Genomic DNA, 14989 nt, shown 5'->3' with positions numbered 1-14989 from the left:
TGGACGGGTGAGCGACGCACAGGAGGCCGTCGAGCCGCCCTCGGAGACGCAGTCCGCCCCCGCAAGAGCCCGCGGCCGCCTGCGGCCGGTCAAGCCGGACGGAGGTACCAGCGGCGGGTCCTACCTGCGCTTTCCCCATATCCACGGGGACCTGGTGTGTTTCGCCGCCGAGGACGACCTGTGGGTGGCACCGGTCGTCCCGGAGGACGCCGAGCCGCCCCGCGCCTGGCGGCTGACCGTGGACCGCACCCGCGTGAGCCACCCGCGCTTCTCCCCGGACGGCAGCGAGATCGCGTTCATGACGTGGCGCAGCCTGGACCCGGAGATCCATCTGGTACCGGCCGAGGGCGGCCCCGCCCGGCGGCTGACCTACTGGGGAAGCGTGGACGCCCGGGTGTGCGGCTGGACCCCGGACGGCGAGATCCTGGCGGTGTCCTCGCACGGCCAGCCGTTCTCGTACTACTCCTGGGCGTACAAGGTGCCGACGGACGGGAGCCCCGGCGGGCGGCTGCCGTGGGGCCCGGTGTCGAACATCGCGATCGCCGACATCGCGGGCGAGCACAAGACGCTGCTGCTCAGCGGCACCCCGCCGCACGAGCCCGCGGCCTGGAAGCGGTACAGAGGCGGCGCGACGGGGCGGCTGTGGCTGCACGGCACGCAGCTGGTGCCGGAGATCGACGGCCATCTGGACACCCCGATGTTCGTCGACGGCCGGATCGCCTTCCTCTCCGACCACGAGGGCGTCGGCAACGTCTACTCCTGCCTCCCCGACGGCACGGACCTGCGCCGCCACACCGACCACGCGGACTTCTACGCGCGGCACGCCGCGAGCGACGGCGAGCGCATCGTGTACCAGTGCGCGGGCGAGCTGTGGCTGGTGGACGACCTGAGCCCGGCGGGCAGGCCGCGCAAGCTGCCGGTCCGGCTCGGCGGGCCGCGCACGGGCCGCCGCACGCATCAGGTGCCCGCCGCCGCCAACGTCACCTCCCTCGCGGTGGACGCCACGGGCCGGGCCAGCGCGGTCGGCGTCCGCGGCAGCCTGTACTGGCTCACGCACCGCGACGGCCCGGCGCGCACGATCCACGACATCCCGGGCGTGCGGGTCCGGCTGCCGGAGATGCTGGGCGACACGGGCCGGATCGCGTACATCACCGACGTGGTGGGCGAGGACGCCATCGAGATCGCCGACCTGCCGAAGGCGTCCGGGCCCGGGGAGCCGCGCCGGCTCGCCGCCGGGCAGCTCGGCCGGGTGCACGAGCTGGTGTCGGCGCCGGACGGCGAGCGACTGGCGGTGGCCGCGAACGACGGGCGGCTGCTGCTGGTGGACGCCTCCGAGGACGGCGACGGCGAGGTCACCGAGCTGGTGCGCTCCGTCAACGGGCCGGTGCGGGACCTGGCGTTCTCGCCCGACTCGAAGTGGCTGACCTGGTCGCATCCGGGCATCGGCCGGTCGCTGCGGCAGATCAAGATCGCCAAGCTGGGCGACGGCCTGGTCGTGGACGTCACCAACGGGCGCTTCGAGGACGAGCAGCCGGTCTTCACCCGCGACGGCCGGTACTTGGCGTTCCTGTCCTGGCGCGGCTTCGACCCGGTCTACGACGTGCACACCGGCGACCTGTCCTTCCCGCTGGGCTGCCGCCCGTATCTGGTCCCGCTCTCCTCGGCCACCCCCTCGCCCTTCGCGCTGTCCCCGGAGGGCCGGCCCGCGGCCGGCGGCCTGGACCCGGTGGACACCTCGGCCGAGGGCATGGTGCTGGTGGAGGTCGAGGGGCTGGCCAGCCGGGTGACGCCGTTCCCGGTCGCGGCCTCGAAGTACTCCGCGCTCTCGCCGGTGGCCGGCGGCGGGCTGGTGTGGCTGCGCTGGCCGATCTCGGGCGCGCTGGGCGAGACCTTCGCCAACCCCGACAACATGTCGGGCCAGCCGACGCTGGAACACTTCGACCTGGTCAAGGCCAAGCGCACGGAGCTGACCGGCTCGATCGACTCCTACGCGCTCAGCGGTGACGGCACCCGCCTGGTGATCAACGACGAGGGCGACCTGCGGTCGGTGCCCGCGATCGAGACCCCGGACGCCGACTCCACGGTCTTCCTGGACCTGCGGCGCATCCTGCACGACGTGGACCCGGCGGCCGAGTGGCGGCAGGCGTTCGACGAGGCGGGCCGGATCGTGCGCTCCTACTTCTGGGACCCGGGCATGTGCGGCATCGACTGGGAGGCGGTGCTGGACCAGTACCGCCCGCTGGTCGAACGGGTCGCTTCCCCGGACGAGTTCGCCGACCTGCTGCGGGAGGTGATGGGCGAGCTGGGCACCTCGCACGCGTACGTCACGGGCGCCCGCCGCAACGAAGGCCCGCCGCACTACCAGCGCGCGATCGGCCTGCTGGGCGCCAACTTCGTGTGCCGCAACGACCGCTGGATCCTCAACCGCATCCTGCCCGGCGACTCCTCGGACTCCAAGGCCCGCTCCCCGCTGGCCGGTACGGGCATCCGCGAGGGCGCGGTGCTCACCCACATCGACGGCCGCGCGGTCGACCCGGTGACCGGCCCGTTCCCGCTGCTGGGAGCGGCGGGCGGCACGACCGTGGAGCTGACCTTCGAGTCCCCCGAAGGCGACGGCCGCTCCCGCCGCGTGGCCATCGTGCCGCTGATCGACGAGCGCCCGCTGCGGTACCAGGACTGGGTGGCCAAGCGCCGCGAGGTGGTGCGCGAGCTGAGCGGCGGCAAGTGCGGCTATCTGCACATCCCCGACATGGGCGGCTCCGGCTGGGCGCAGTTCAACCGCGACCTGCGGATGGAGGTCTCGCACCCGGCGCTGATCGTCGACGTACGGGGCAACGCCGGCGGCAACATCTCCGAGCTGGTCATCGAGAAGCTGACCCGCACGATCGTGGGCTGGGACCTGACCCGGGACGCGCAGCCGGTGACGTACGTGTCCAACGCGCCGCGCGGCCCGGTCGTGGCCGTCGCCGACGAGATGACGTCCTCCGACGGCGACATGATCATCGCGGCGTTCAAGCTGGAGGGCATCGGGCCCGTGGTGGGCCTGCGCACCTGGGGCGGGGTGGTCGGGATGACCGGCCGGCACCGCCTCGGCGACGGCACGTCGATCACCGTGCCGATGAACGCCGCGTGGTTCGAGGCGTACGGCTGGGACGTGGAGAACCACGGCGTGGAGGCCGACATCCAGGCGCTGCGCTCGCCGCTCCAGTGGGCGGAGGGCCGCAACCCGCAGCTGGGCGTCGCGGTCCGTACGGCGCTGGAGCTGCTGGAGCGGCACCCGGCGACGGACCCGCCGGGGCTCGCCAACGTCCCCGACAACAGCCGGCCGGCGCTGCCGCCGCGGGAGTGACACAACACGGCACACGTTGAGGGGCGCACCCGGCTCACCGGGTGCGCCCCTCAACTGACTTCACACGTCTTCGCGTGCCCGCGTCAGATGTCGTACTCGTCGCGCATGTCGTCCGCGCGATCCCGCAGCGACTCCTGGGTGCCCTGGCCGCGCTCCTGACCTTCGTCCTGGTCCGGCCGGCCGCGCTCCTGGTCCTCGTCGCGGCCCTGCTGCCCACGCTGCTGCGCCTGCTGCTTGAGCCGCTCGGCCTTGTCCTGGAACTGGTCTCTGATGCCCATGGTGGTGCACTCCTTCTGAAGGTGGGGGAAGGGCCGGAACCAGCCTTGCACGACCGGACATTGCACGCATTCCGGAAGGGATGCCGGAGTTACCGCTGCGAGCGCGCGCTCTCGTCCGCCGCTCCCCCGGCGCCCACCAGGCCGACCTTCATGCCGTCCAGCCGGCTGCCGAAGCGCTTCATCTCGCGCTGCCCCACCGACCCGATGAGCGCGGGCAGATAGCCGCGGACGGACTGCATGCCGCGCAGCCACCACTGGCCGTACACGTGCGAGGAGCGGCGCTCGATGCCGGCCACGATCCGGTCGACGGCGGGGCTCAGCGGATACGTCTTGTTCGACGGCCAGGGCAGCCGCTGGCGCAGCTCGCGCATCACGTCGTCCTGGTCGGCGCCGCGCACCATGTCGGTGTCGGTCCAGCTCAGGTAGCCGACGCCGACGCGTACTCCCTTGTACCCGACCTCGGCGCGCAGGCTGTGCGCGAACGCCTCGACGCCCGACTTGGACGCGCAGTACGCGGTCATCATCGGCGCCGGGGTGATCGCGGCGAGCGAGGCGATCTGCAGGAAGTACCCGCGGGACTCCATCAGTACGGGCAGGAAGGCGCGCCCGGTGACCGCGCCGCCGATGAGGTTGACCTCGATGACGCGCTTCCAGGCGACCGGGTCGGAGTCGACGAACGGGCCGCCGGTGGCCACGCCCGCGTTGGCCACCACCACGTCCACCTTGCCGAAGCGGGCCTTCACCTCCTGCGCGACCCGGGCGAGCGCCTCGTGGTCGGTGACGTCGGCGTACCAGTGGGCCGCCTCGCCGTGCAGGGAGGCGGCGACCTTCTTCAGCTCGTCCGGCTCCAGGCCGACCAGCGCGAGCGTGGCGCCGCGCGCGGAGAGCTTGCGGGCCAGCAGCTCGCCGACGCCGCGGGCCGCCCCGGTGACGACGACGACCTGGCCCTCCAGGGTCCTGCGTCCGCTCATGCCGTCTTCTCCTTCGCTTCCCGGGCGCGCCGCGCCTTCGTCTTCTGCTGCGGGGCGAGCGCGGCCGGCTCGGGCGCGGCCGCGGTCAGGTGGTCGCGGACCAGCTCGCGGACCTTGCCCGCGACCGTGTCCGGCGCCTCGATGGGCGTCATGTGGCCCAGCCCCGGCAGTTCGGTGAGGCCGAGGCAGTCCGGCAGGACGGAGGCCAGCCGGCGGGCGAGCACGACGGGGGTGAGCCGGTCGGCGGTGCCCTGCAGTATCGCGGTGGGCACGGCCAGGCGGGCCACCTCGCCGGTCAGCTCCAGGCTCGCGAGGACCTTGCCCCACTGTGCGCGTACCCCGGTCGGACAGGAGTGCACGATGCGGGCGCACGCCTCGACCTGCTCGGGCGTGGCGTGCGGGCCCATCGTGGCGTACTTCAGTACGCGCTTCCCGGGCGGCGTGACGGGGCCCAGCGGGGCGCGCGAGCCGAGGACGGCGCGGTGCGCGAAGCGGCGCGCGCCGGGCGAGCGCAGCGGTATCACCCGGGACTCGGCCGCGAGGTCGGCGGCGCCGGTGCTGCACAGCAGTATCGCGGCGGCGCGTTCGCGCAGGCCGGGGCGGCGGGCCGCGGCCATCGCGGTCATGCCGCCCATCGAGTGCCCGGCCAGTACGGTGCGTTCGCCGGGCTCCAGGGCCGTGCCGAGCACGGCTTCGAGGTCGTCGGCGAGCGCTTCGGTGCTGTAGCCGCCGGGGCCGGCGGCCGGGCTGCGGCCGTGGCCGCGCTGGTCGTAGACGACGACCTTGTGGTCGGTGGCCAGCTCCCGTACGACCGGGGCCCAGAAGGCGGTGGAGCAGGTCCAGCCGTGGGCGAGGACGACGGCGGGCGCACCGTCGGGGCCGTGGATCTCGGTGTGCAGCCGGGAGCCGTCGGCAGAGGTGACGGTCAGCTCGCGGCGGGCGGCGGGCGGGGCGTAGCGCCCGCTGGTGGCGTGCGGCGGGCGGCTCACGCGACGGCCTCCACGGTCTTGTCGGTGTCCTCGGTCCGTTTGCCGGCCTGTGGGCGTAGCACCTCGTACTCGGCGAGGTCGACCTGGCGGGTGACCTTGCGGAACTCGGAGGTGGTGCCGGGCCAGACGGTGGTGTTGCGGCCGTTGGCGTCCAGGTACCAGCTGTCGCAGCCGCCGGTCTTCCACACGGTGCGCTCCATCCGCTTCTGGATGGCGGCGGACCAGGCGTGCACGGCGGAGGGGCGGGCGTCCAGGGCTATGCGGTCGCCGAGCACGTCGAGCTGGCGCAGGTAGTCGATCATGTAGTTCAGCTGGGCCTCGATGATGAGGATCATCGAGCTGTTCCCGAGCCCGGTGTTGGGCCCGATGATCGTGAGGAAGTTGGGGAAGCCGGCCGCGCTGCTGCCGCGCAGCGCCTCCATGCCGTCCTTCCACTCCTCGGCGAGGGTGGTGCCGTGCGCGCCGGTCACCCGCTCGGCGATGGGCATGTCGGTGACGTGGAAGCCGGTGCCGAAGATGATCGCGTCGACCTCGGTCTCGGTGCCGTCCGTGGCGACCAGGGTGTTGCCGCGCACCTCCTTCAGGCCGGAGGCCACGACGTCCACATTCGGCTGCGCGAGCGCCGGGTAGTAGCTGTTGGACAGCAGGATGCGCTTGCAGCCGATGGTGTAGTCGGGGGTCAGTCTGGCGCGCAGCGCGGGGTCCTTGACCGCCCGGTGCATATGCGCCTTGGCCAGGGCCTGGACCATGCCCAGCTCCTTGGGCCGCTTGGTGAACGCGGAGACCTGGAGCTCGCGGATGCCCCACAGCAGCTGGCGGCGGAGCGCCCGGGTGGCGGGCACCTTGGTGTGCAGCCAGTGCTCGGCGCGGGTGATCTTCCGGTCCGCGCGCGGCATGACCCACGGGGGCGTCCGCTGGAAGACGGTGAGGTTCTCGACGGTCGGCTGGATCGCGGGCACGATCTGGATCGCCGAGGCACCCGTACCGATCATCGCGACGCGCTTGCCGCGCAGGTCGTAGTCGTGGTCCCAGCGGGCCGAGTGGAAGACCTTGCCCTGGAAGCCGGCCAGCCCGGGGACGTCCGGTATCTGCGGGTCGGAGAGCGGCCCGGTCGCCGAGACGACGACGTCGGCGGTGAGCGTCCCCTGCGCCGTCTCGATCTCCCAGTACAGCTCGTCGGTGTTCCAGCGCGCGCTGCGTACCTCCGCGTTGAAGCGGAGGTGCGGGCGCAGCCCGAAGGTGTCGGTGACCTTCTCCAGGTACGCCCGGATGTGCGGCTGCCCGGAGAAGTTCCGCGGCCACTCGGGGTTGGGCGCGAAGGAGAAGGAGTACAGGTGCGAGGGGACGTCGCAGGCGCATCCCGGATAGCTGTTGTCCCGCCAGGTGCCGCCCACCGAGTCGGCCCGTTCCAGGACGACGAAGTCGGTGATTCCCTGGCGGCGCAGCCGGACGGCGGCCCCCAGGCCGCCGAATCCCGATCCGATCACCGCCACCCGTACGTGTTCGTGCTCGCGCTCGGCCATGCCGCGCCTCCTGTGTCCGTCCCTGACTCCGAACCGCGCCAGTAATCACTGGCACAGTCGGAGAGTAGGGCAGGTGTGTACTGAGCGGTAGGGGTTGAACGAGAGGAAGTTACCGGCGGTTGCACCTCGCAGCGCCGCCGGGCCACCGGCATAGGGTGAAGCCGTGGAAGCGACGACAGGCACCGGGGACGGCCCGAAGGAACGCGAGTTCCGCATGACCGAGCTGGCCAAGGAGGCCGGCATCACGGTGCGTACGCTGCGCTTCTACCGCGAGCGCAAGCTCATCCCGCCGCCCCGCCGCGAGGGCCGCATCGCCTGGTACAACGAGCACCACCTGGCCCGGCTCCGGACGATCGCGGGTCTGCTGGAGCGCGGCCACAACCTCGGCGGCATCGCGCAGCTGCTCACCGCCTTCGAGAGCGGCCGCGACGTCGGCGAGCTGCTGGGCCTGGACAGCAGCTCGCTGGTGGCCCCCTTCTCGGAGGAGACCCCGGTCCGCCTCACCCCCGAGGAGCTGGCCGACCACTTCAAGGACCATGTGACGGTCGACAACCTCGCCGCGTCCCTGGACATCGGCTATCTCGCCGTCGACGGCGACGAGTTCGTGCACATCAGCCGCCGGCTGCTGGACGCCTCGACGGACCTGGTCGCGGAGGGCGTGCCGCTCGCCGCCGTACTGGACGCCGGGCGCCGGGTGCGCGCGCACGCCGACGCGCTGGCCGAGCTGTTCATCACGGTCATCCGCACCCACGTCCTGCAGGACGTACTGGCGCGCGCGGAGGCCGGCGGCACGCTCGGCCCCGACGAACTCGCGCGGATCGCGGGAACCATCGACAAGCTCCGCCCGCTCTCCAAGAGCATCGTCGACGCCGAACTCTCCATGGCCATGGACCGCCGCATCGCTACGGAACTGTCCGCCTGGGCGGGCGGCACGGCGACGGACACGGCTCCGGCGGACGCCCAGGAGGCGCCGGGCGCCCCGGAAACGGACTGAGCCCGCCCCCGGCGGCCTGCGCGCGCCGGGAACGGGCTCATCGCACTGCTGCCGGCTACGCGCCCGCCGGCTTCGCCACATGCGGCTTCGCGGCCGCGGGCTTGGTCGCCTGCGGCTGGGTGCCCTCGGGCTTCGTCGCCTCGGGCTTGGTCGCCTCCGCCTGCGACGCCTCGTGGTGGCCGGGCTCCGGCTTCGCGGCCTCGTGCTGGCCGGTCTCGTGGTGACCTGGCGCGGGCTTCGCCGGGTCCGGCTTCGTCGGGTCCGGCTTGGCCGGGTCCGGCTTGGCCGCGTCGTGGTGGCCCGGCTCCGGCTTCGTCGGCACCGGCTTCCCGTTCTGCGGCTGCTGCACCGGGTCCTGCTGCTGCGGGGCCTGCTGCTGCGGGGCCGCCGCCTGCCGGACCTCGGTCAGCTTCCAGATCTGCCGCGGGTTCTTGTCCATGCACGGCTTCAGGGCGACGCGGTCGCCCTTCTTCGGGTCGATGACCGCGGTGACGCAGTCGTGCCGGACCTCACCGCGCAGCTGTCCCCGACTGGGGTCCGTGCCGGGTCTGCGGATCTGGTAACCGGCGCCGTGCCGCGTGAACGACCAGTCCGTCATCTGCTTCACCGAGCAGGACGGGAACATCAGCTTCCGTCCGGGGTTGATGCCGAGGCAGCCCTTCTTCGCCTCGCTGCGCAGCTGGAACCGCTCGGCGTGCGGCTTCAGCCCGAACACGTCGGTCGCGCCCTGGCTGCCGCAGGTGATGAGCGACAGGTCCAGCACCCCCTTGACCGCACGGGGTGCCAGGCAGCGGCCGTCGGCGGCGCTGGCGATGCGGAAGTCCCCCTTCCCCGGGGCGGCGGGCCGGCCGCCGGGGTCACCCATGGCGGTCCCCGCCTGGGCGAGCAGCAGCGCCGCTCCGGCCACCGCGCCGGACACAGCCTTGATCCTGTACCGCATGTTGCGTTTCCTCTCCTGGCTTGCCGCACGACCGGAACGGCCCGCGGCACCAATGTCGACAAAACGCAACAAAGCACGAAACCAGAAGATATGCCGACTAACACGCATGAACGAGTGAAAGAAACGTCGCGCTGGAGTCCCCGACTCGGACACGCGAGTGAACATCATCGGGGGCTCCCGGAGCTCGCGGCGCCGGGAGTCCCCGGGCCGGCTCAGACGTCGTAGACCGCCGTCACCGGGGCGTGGTCGGACCAGCGCTGGTCGTAGGTGGCGGCGCGCTCCACGTGGGCCTTCAGGGCGCGGTCCGCGAGGGCCGGGGTGGCCATCTGGTAGTCGATGCGCCAGCCCGCGTCGTTGTCGAACGCCTTGCCGCGGTAGGACCACCAGGAGTACGGGCCCGCGACGTCCGGGTGCAGGGCGCGGACGACGTCCCGGTAGCCCGCCTCGTCCAGGACGCGGGTGAGCCAGGCGCGCTCCTCGGGGAGGAAGCCGGCCTTCTTCTGGTTGGCCTTCCAGTTCTTCAGGTCCGCTTCCTGGTGGGCGATGTTCCAGTCACCGCAGACCACGACCTCCCGGCCGTCCGCCGCCGCCTTGCCCTTCAGCTCCACCAGGTACGGCAGGAACTCCGCCATGAAGCGTTCCTTCTCGTCCTGCCGGTCCGTGCCGACCTCGCCGGAGGGCAGGTAGAGGCTCGCCACCGTGACGCCCGGGAGGTCGGCCTCGACGTAGCGGCCGCTGGTGTCGAACTCCGCCGACCCGAAGCCCACCCGCACCTGATCCGGCTCCCGGCGCGTGAGCAGCGCCACGCCGGCCCGCCCCTTGGCCGCGGCCGGCGCGTACGTGGCGAACCAGCCCTCGGGCGCCCGCACCTCCGCCGGGAGCTGGTCGAGCTCGGCACGTACTTCCTGCAGGCAGATCACGTCCGCGGCGGTCTCCGCCAGCCACGGCACGAAGCCCTTCTTCGAGGCGGCCCGCAGGCCATTGACGTTTACTGAGGTCACGGTGAGCATCCGGGCACGATACCGACTCACGAAACGCGCTCGCCCCAGGCGGTCGGACGCCCGTACGATCCCAAGAATGGAGATTTCCCCCCTCGTCCGCCCGGTGCGCTACGACCACCCCGACGCCGTCAAGCTCGACGAGCTGGTCCAGCAGGAGTACGTGCTCCGGTACGGCGACCCCGACATCACCCCGCTCGACCCGGCGATGTTCGAGCCGCCGCACGGCGTCTACCTGCTCGCGTACGAGGACGGCCGCCCGCTGGCGACCGGCGGCTGGCGCCGGCAGGACGCCAACGACGAGGGGTACTCGGACGGCGACGCCGAGATCAAGCGGATGTTCGTGACGGCCGAGGCGCGCGGGCGGGGGCTGGCGCGCCGGATCCTGGCCGCGCTGGAGGACGACGCGCGCGCCGCCGGGCGGACGCGGATGGTGCTGGAGACCGGCATCATGCAGCCGGAGGCGCTGGAGCTGTACGCGTCCAGCGGCTACCGGCCGGTGCCGAAGTTCGGGCACTACCGGGACTACGACGAGAGCCGCTGCTTCGCCAAGGCACTGTGACGCCGGCCGGCTGAGGCCGGTTGCCTGAGGCCGGTCGCCCGAGGGGCGGCAGGCACTCGGGCCCCGCACTCGCGATCTTTGTTGACATCCGCCCGGGCACCCTTCCATACTCATTCCACTAATTAACTAGTGAAAGGGGGGACCGGGATGAGTGAAGCCATCGCGATAGAAGCCCGGGAGCTGAGCAAGAAGTACCGGCGCGGCTGGGCGCTGCGGGACCTGTCCTTCCGGCTGCCGGCCGGACGGGTCTGCGCGCTCGTCGGGCCGAACGGCGCGGGCAAGAGCACGCTCCTCGGGGCCGCCACCCGGCTCGTCCGGCCGACCGCCGGGACGCTGGAGCTGTTCGGCGTGCCGGTCACCGACCCCGCCGTGCTGTCCCGGTTCGCCTTCCTGGCGCAGGACAAGCCGCTGTACAAGCGGTTCACGGTCGCCGAAACGCTGCGCATGGGCCGCGAGCTCAACCCCCGCTGGGACCAGGCGGCGGCGGAGCGGATCGTGCGGTCCGGGGACATCCCGCTGGACGCCAAGGTCGGGACGCTGTCCGGAGGGCAGCGCACCCGGGTCGCGTTCGCGCTGGCCTTCGGGAAGCGGCCGCAGCTGCTGCTGCTCGACGAGCCGATGGCCGACCTCGACCCGCTCGCCCGGCACGAGCTGTCCGGCCTGCTGCTGGCCGAGGCGGCCGAGCACGGCACGACGGTGCTCATGTCGTCCCACGTGCTCGCCGACCTGGAGGAGATGTGCGACTTCCTCCTCGTACTGGCCGGGGGCCGGCTGCGGATGGCGGGCGACACCGACGCGCTGCTCCCCGCGCACGCGCTGATCACCGGCGCGACGGAGGACGGCGCCCTGCCCCGGGAGCTGACCGACGGCCACACGGTCGTGGAGACCCGCGTCACGGGGCGGCAGTTCACCGCGCTCGTACGGAGCGAGGGGCCCCGCACCGAGCTGCCCGACGGCCCCTGGGAGACCGCCGTACCCGGCCTGGAGGAGGTCCTGCTCGGCTACCTCCGCTCCCCCGAAGCCCCGTCCCTGATCACCGCCGCTGCCCGGCCCTCGACCCACCTGGAGGCGGCGTGAGCACGCTGGCCGAAACCCGTCCCGCCACCGCCCGGAGCGGCGGCCCGCTGCACGGCCTGACCTGGCTGGTCTGGCGCCGCAACCGCACGGCGTTCCTGCTGCTGGCCGCCGTCACCGTGGTGTCGTGCGGGTACTGCCTCTACCACCGCGCCGGCGTGGTGGACTTTGTCGCGCAGTACGGCAACAACATCCGCTACAGCGAAAAGTTCGACAAGGCGTACAAGGCGGTGTTCGACCGCACCTACGTCCTGTCCTCCCTGCCCGCCGTCCTGGGCATCTTCCTCGGCGCCCCGCTGATCGCGGGCGAGCAGGAGCACGGCACCGTACGGCTGGCCACCACCCAGTCCGTCCCGCGGACCCGCTGGATCGCCGCGACCGTGGCACTGCCGCTGCTGGTCGTCCTCGTCTGCACCACGCTGATCTCCCTCGCGTTCACCGCCCTGTGGAGCCCGGCGAACCAGCTCGTGAACTACGGCGACTGGCTCGGCGGCACGATCTTCGACATCACGGGCCCGGTGCCGGTCGCCCTGGCGCTGTTCCTCACCAGCTGCGGCATCGCCGTGGGCATGCTCGTGCGCCGCGTGGTGCCCGCCATGCTGCTCACGCTCGTCGTCGCCGCCGGCACCTCGGTCGTCCTGGACCGGCTCCGGACCGGCCTGACCACCCCGCACACGGCGACCGGCCCCGCCTCCCGCGACTTCCCGAAGATCCCGGACTCCGCGATCAACTTCGACCAGTGGCTGGGCACCGCCGACGGCCGTCTCCTGGGCTATGGCACCTGCGTCGACGCCAAGAGCGAGGCGGCGTGCCTGGCCGACAAGGGCATCGTGCACAAGATCATCGAGTACTTCAGCCTCGACCAGATGGCGGGGATGCAGTGGCGCGCCGCCGCTCTGCTGCTGGTCCTCACCGCGCTGATCGTGACGTTCATCGTTCAGTGGACCCGCCGGCGGCCGCTCTGAACACCCAGCGCGCACACCGAGCGGAAAGGCGCTGACCATGGTCGAATTCCGCATCGACCGGCGCAGCGGCGTCGCCACCTACCAGCAGATCGTCCAGCAGGTCCGGCAGGCGCTGCGGCTGGGCACGCTGGTGGAGGGCGACCGGCTGCCGACCGCCGCGCAGGTCGCCGCCACCACGAAGGTCAATCCGAACACCACGCTCAAGGCCTACCGCGAGCTGGAGCGCGAGGGCCTGGTGGAGCCGCGCCCGGGCCTGGGCACCTTCGTGAGCCGCACCCTCGCCCGCCCGGAGTCCGCGGGGGACGCCGTGCTGCGCGCAGAGCTGGCGGGCTGGCTGGACCGGGCCCGCGCGGAGGGGCTGGACCGCGAGGACGTCGAGGCACTGTTCGGTGCCGTACTGGAGGAACGCTTCCCGAGGACCTGAGGTTCCCCCTGCCCCGCCTCGCTCCCCTGTCTTGACCCTCACCTCACGTCAGGCCGCAGGCTGAGCACGACGGATGACGGACGGACACGGGCGGGGAAGGCTGTTCCATGAGCTATTCGGTCGGGCAGGTCTCCGGCTTCGCGGGCGTGACGGTGCGCGCCCTGCACCACTACGACCGGACCGGGCTGCTCTCGCCCAGCGAGCGCAGCCCGGCCGGGTACCGCCTCTACAGCGACGCCGACCTGGCCCGCCTCCAGCAGATCCTCTTCTACCGCGAACTGGGCTTCTCGCTGGAGGAGATCAAGGCGATCCTCGCCGACCCGCAGGCGGACGTGCTCGCGCATCTGCGGGCCCGCCACCGGCTGCTCACCGAGCAGATCGACAAGCTGCGGCGGCTGGCCGAGGTCGCCGAGCGGGCGATGGAGGTCCAGCAGACCGGCGTCACGCTGACCCCGGAGGAGCGCTTCGCGGTCTTCGGGCAGGTGTCGTTCGACCTCACATACGCCACCGAAGCCCATCTGAAGTGGCAGCACAGCGAGGGCCACCAGCGCTCCATGGCCAGCGCCGCCGCGCACAGCAAGGAGGACTGGGCGCGCCTCATGGCCGAGGCGGCGGCCTGGCGGCAGCGGCTGACCGCCGCCTTCGACGCGGGCGAACCGCCCGAGGGCGAGCGCGCCATGGAGCTCGCCGAGGAGCACCGGCAGCACGTCACCCGCTGGTTCACGCCCTGCCCGGCCGACATGCACTGCCGGATCGCGGAGGACTTCGCCGCCGATCCACGGGCCTTCGCGCTCACCGTCCCGCCGTCCGAACAGCGCCCCGGGCTCGCCGCGTACCTGCTGACGGCCGTACGGGCCAACGCGGTGCACCGGGGAGCGGGGCCGGGCACGGCCCCCGCGGCGAACGGCGGAGGCGCGCGATGAGGATTCTGCTCACGGCGGCCGGTTCGCGCGGGGACGTCGTCCCGTACACCGGGCTCGGCGCCCGGCTGCGGGCGGCCGGCCACGAAGTGGCGCTGGCCACGCACGAGGCGTACGCGGCGACGGTACGGGCTGCGGGCCTGGAATTCCGCCGGCTGCCCGCCGACCCGCGGACGGCCGGCCCCACCGCCCCCGCCGGGGCCGACAGCAGCAGCCGGGCCCTGATGGCGCGCGCTGCCGCCTTCCTGGCGGAGCTGGGGGACGGGCTCGCCGACGCGGCGGCACCCGGCGCGGACCTGATGCTGCTGTCCACGACCACCGCCCCGCTCGGCTGGCAGCTCTCCGAGGCCACCGGCACCGCGAGCCTGGGCGTGTACCTCCAGCCGACCCACCCCACCCGGGAGTTCCCGCCGGTCATGGGCGGCGGGCGCTCGCTGGGCCGCTGGGGCAACCGCCTCGCGGGCGCGGCGGCCCTGAAGGTCGTCGACCGCCTCTACACCGGCCCGGTACGCAGCCTGCGCGCCCGGCTCGGCCTGCCCGCGGACGCCGTCTCCGCGGTGCGTGCCCGCAGGGAGGCGGCGCAGTGGCCGGTGCTGCACGGCTTCAGCCCGCTGCTGGTGGACCGGCCGGGCGACTGGCGGCCGGGCCTGGAGGTGACCGGCAACTGGTGGCCGTACGCGGCGCCCGGCGACCGCTTGCCGTCCGCCGTCGAGGACTTCCTCGCGGCCGGCCCGCCGCCGGTCTTCGTCGGCTTCGGCAGCATGGCCGCAGGGGAGGGCGCGCGGCTGGGCGAACTGACCGTACGGGCGCTGCGCCGGGCCGGGGTGCGCGGCATCCTCCAGGCGGGCTGGGCGGGGCTGACGGCCGGTGAGCAGGCGGACGGCATCCTGGCCGTCGGGGACCTGCCGCACGCGCTGCTCTTCCCGCGGACGGCCGCGGTGGTGCACCACTGCGGGGCCGGGACCGCGGCGGCCGGGCTGCGCGCGGGCGTGCCCACCGTGC

Annotated in this window: 14 protein-coding genes; 8 read left to right on the top strand and 6 right to left on the bottom strand. The window is 73.0% G+C overall.

The genetic code is table 11. The annotated features are described in order from the left end of the window. Positions 1–79: 79 nt before the first annotated feature. Entirely contained in the window at positions 80–3349 is a 3270-nt protein-coding gene (locus tag ABT381_RS21260; RefSeq protein ID WP_351596530.1) for a S41 family peptidase, read from the top strand. 83 nt (positions 3350–3432) lie between these two features. Here ABT381_RS21260 and ABT381_RS21255 read toward each other — a convergent pair whose 3' ends face one another. The 4 genes from ABT381_RS21255 to ABT381_RS21240 all read right to left on the bottom strand — a co-directional run bounded on the left by ABT381_RS21255 (position 3433) and on the right by ABT381_RS21240 (position 7110). Next, complete coding sequence (locus ABT381_RS21255) at positions 3433–3627, bottom strand: hypothetical protein (protein ID WP_351596486.1); 195 nt, start codon at positions 3625–3627, stop codon at positions 3433–3435. 89 nt (positions 3628–3716) lie between these two features. Next, complete coding sequence (locus tag ABT381_RS21250) at positions 3717–4598, bottom strand: SDR family oxidoreductase (RefSeq protein WP_351596483.1); 882 nt, start codon at positions 4596–4598, stop codon at positions 3717–3719. Continuing rightward, complete coding sequence (locus ABT381_RS21245) at positions 4595–5587, bottom strand: alpha/beta fold hydrolase (RefSeq protein ID WP_351596480.1); 993 nt, start codon at positions 5585–5587, stop codon at positions 4595–4597. The genes ABT381_RS21250 and ABT381_RS21245 overlap by 4 nt, the downstream gene beginning before the upstream one ends. Next, positions 5584–7110 carry a flavin-containing monooxygenase gene (locus ABT381_RS21240; protein ID WP_351596477.1) on the bottom strand — a complete coding sequence of 509 codons (1527 nt, stop codon included), beginning with the start codon at positions 7108–7110 and terminating at the stop codon, positions 5584–5586. Before ABT381_RS21240 ends, ABT381_RS21245 begins: the two co-directional genes overlap by 4 nt. Before the next feature lie 214 nt (positions 7111–7324). Here ABT381_RS21240 and ABT381_RS21235 point away from each other — a divergent pair, with 214 nt between their 5' ends. Beyond that, positions 7325–8104 carry a MerR family transcriptional regulator gene (locus ABT381_RS21235; RefSeq protein WP_351596527.1) on the top strand — a complete coding sequence of 260 codons (780 nt, stop codon included), beginning with the start codon at positions 7325–7327 and terminating at the stop codon, positions 8102–8104. A 55-nt stretch (positions 8105–8159) separates the two neighbouring features. Here the strand turns inward: ABT381_RS21235 and ABT381_RS21230 are convergent, their stop codons facing one another. Both ABT381_RS21230 and ABT381_RS21225 read right to left on the bottom strand, forming a co-directional pair. After that, entirely contained in the window at positions 8160–9044 is an 885-nt protein-coding gene (locus tag ABT381_RS21230; RefSeq protein ID WP_351596474.1) for a DNA-directed RNA polymerase subunit beta family protein, read from the bottom strand. Between the two features lie 212 nt (positions 9045–9256). Next, positions 9257–10054, bottom strand: coding sequence for an exodeoxyribonuclease III (locus ABT381_RS21225; RefSeq protein ID WP_351596472.1), 798 nt, complete (start codon positions 10052–10054; stop codon positions 9257–9259). Between the two features lie 67 nt (positions 10055–10121). On the opposite strand from ABT381_RS21225, the gene ABT381_RS21220 reads away from it, so the two are divergent. The 6 genes from ABT381_RS21220 to ABT381_RS21195 all read left to right on the top strand — a co-directional run. Beyond that, positions 10122–10604 (top strand): GNAT family N-acetyltransferase, encoded by a 483-nt coding sequence (locus ABT381_RS21220; RefSeq protein ID WP_351596469.1) that lies wholly within the window; start codon positions 10122–10124, stop codon positions 10602–10604. A gap of 147 nt (positions 10605–10751) precedes the next feature. Next, positions 10752–11681 carry an ABC transporter ATP-binding protein gene (locus ABT381_RS21215; protein ID WP_351596466.1) on the top strand — a complete coding sequence of 310 codons (930 nt, stop codon included), beginning with the start codon at positions 10752–10754 and terminating at the stop codon, positions 11679–11681. Continuing rightward, positions 11678–12643, top strand: coding sequence for an ABC-2 membrane transporter-related protein (locus tag ABT381_RS21210; protein WP_351596463.1), 966 nt, complete (start codon positions 11678–11680; stop codon positions 12641–12643). Before ABT381_RS21215 ends, ABT381_RS21210 begins: the two co-directional genes overlap by 4 nt. Before the next feature lie 37 nt (positions 12644–12680). After that, complete coding sequence (locus ABT381_RS21205) at positions 12681–13067, top strand: GntR family transcriptional regulator (protein ID WP_351596460.1); 387 nt, start codon at positions 12681–12683, stop codon at positions 13065–13067. Between the two features lie 107 nt (positions 13068–13174). Continuing rightward, the gene (locus ABT381_RS21200; RefSeq protein WP_351596457.1) at positions 13175–13990 is read left to right on the top strand and encodes a MerR family transcriptional regulator; all 816 of its coding nucleotides are present in this window, start codon (positions 13175–13177) and stop codon (positions 13988–13990) included. Beyond that, the coding region (locus ABT381_RS21195; RefSeq protein WP_351596454.1) for a glycosyltransferase at positions 13987–14989 on the top strand (1003 nt) is incomplete at its 3' end. The genes ABT381_RS21200 and ABT381_RS21195, both read left to right, overlap by 4 nt.

It is taken from the genome of Streptomyces sp. NPDC000151, assembly GCF_040301705.1.
Lineage (GTDB): Bacteria > Actinomycetota > Actinomycetes > Streptomycetales > Streptomycetaceae > Streptomyces.
This window is presented reverse-complemented; position numbering and strand designations above follow the sequence as displayed.

Bases quoted from the DNA above. Each gene is read 5' to 3' on its own strand.
- ABT381_RS21230 (WP_351596474.1), bottom strand. From the start codon at position 9,044: ATGCGGTACAGGATCAAGGCTGTGTCCGGCGCGGTGGCCGGAGCGGCG.
- ABT381_RS21215 (WP_351596466.1), top strand. From the start codon at position 10,752: ATGAGTGAAGCCATCGCGATAGAAGCCCGGGAGCTGAGCAAGAAGTAC.
- ABT381_RS21200 (WP_351596457.1), top strand. From the start codon at position 13,175: ATGAGCTATTCGGTCGGGCAGGTCTCCGGCTTCGCGGGCGTGACGGTG.
- ABT381_RS21250 (WP_351596483.1), bottom strand. From the start codon at position 4,598: ATGAGCGGACGCAGGACCCTGGAGGGCCAGGTCGTCGTCGTCACCGGG.
- ABT381_RS21225 (WP_351596472.1), bottom strand. From the start codon at position 10,054: ATGCTCACCGTGACCTCAGTAAACGTCAATGGCCTGCGGGCCGCCTCG.
- ABT381_RS21235 (WP_351596527.1), top strand. From the start codon at position 7,325: ATGACCGAGCTGGCCAAGGAGGCCGGCATCACGGTGCGTACGCTGCGC.
- ABT381_RS21240 (WP_351596477.1), bottom strand. From the start codon at position 7,110: ATGGCCGAGCGCGAGCACGAACACGTACGGGTGGCGGTGATCGGATCG.
- ABT381_RS21205 (WP_351596460.1), top strand. From the start codon at position 12,681: ATGGTCGAATTCCGCATCGACCGGCGCAGCGGCGTCGCCACCTACCAG.
- ABT381_RS21255 (WP_351596486.1), bottom strand. From the start codon at position 3,627: ATGGGCATCAGAGACCAGTTCCAGGACAAGGCCGAGCGGCTCAAGCAG.
- ABT381_RS21220 (WP_351596469.1), top strand. From the start codon at position 10,122: ATGGAGATTTCCCCCCTCGTCCGCCCGGTGCGCTACGACCACCCCGAC.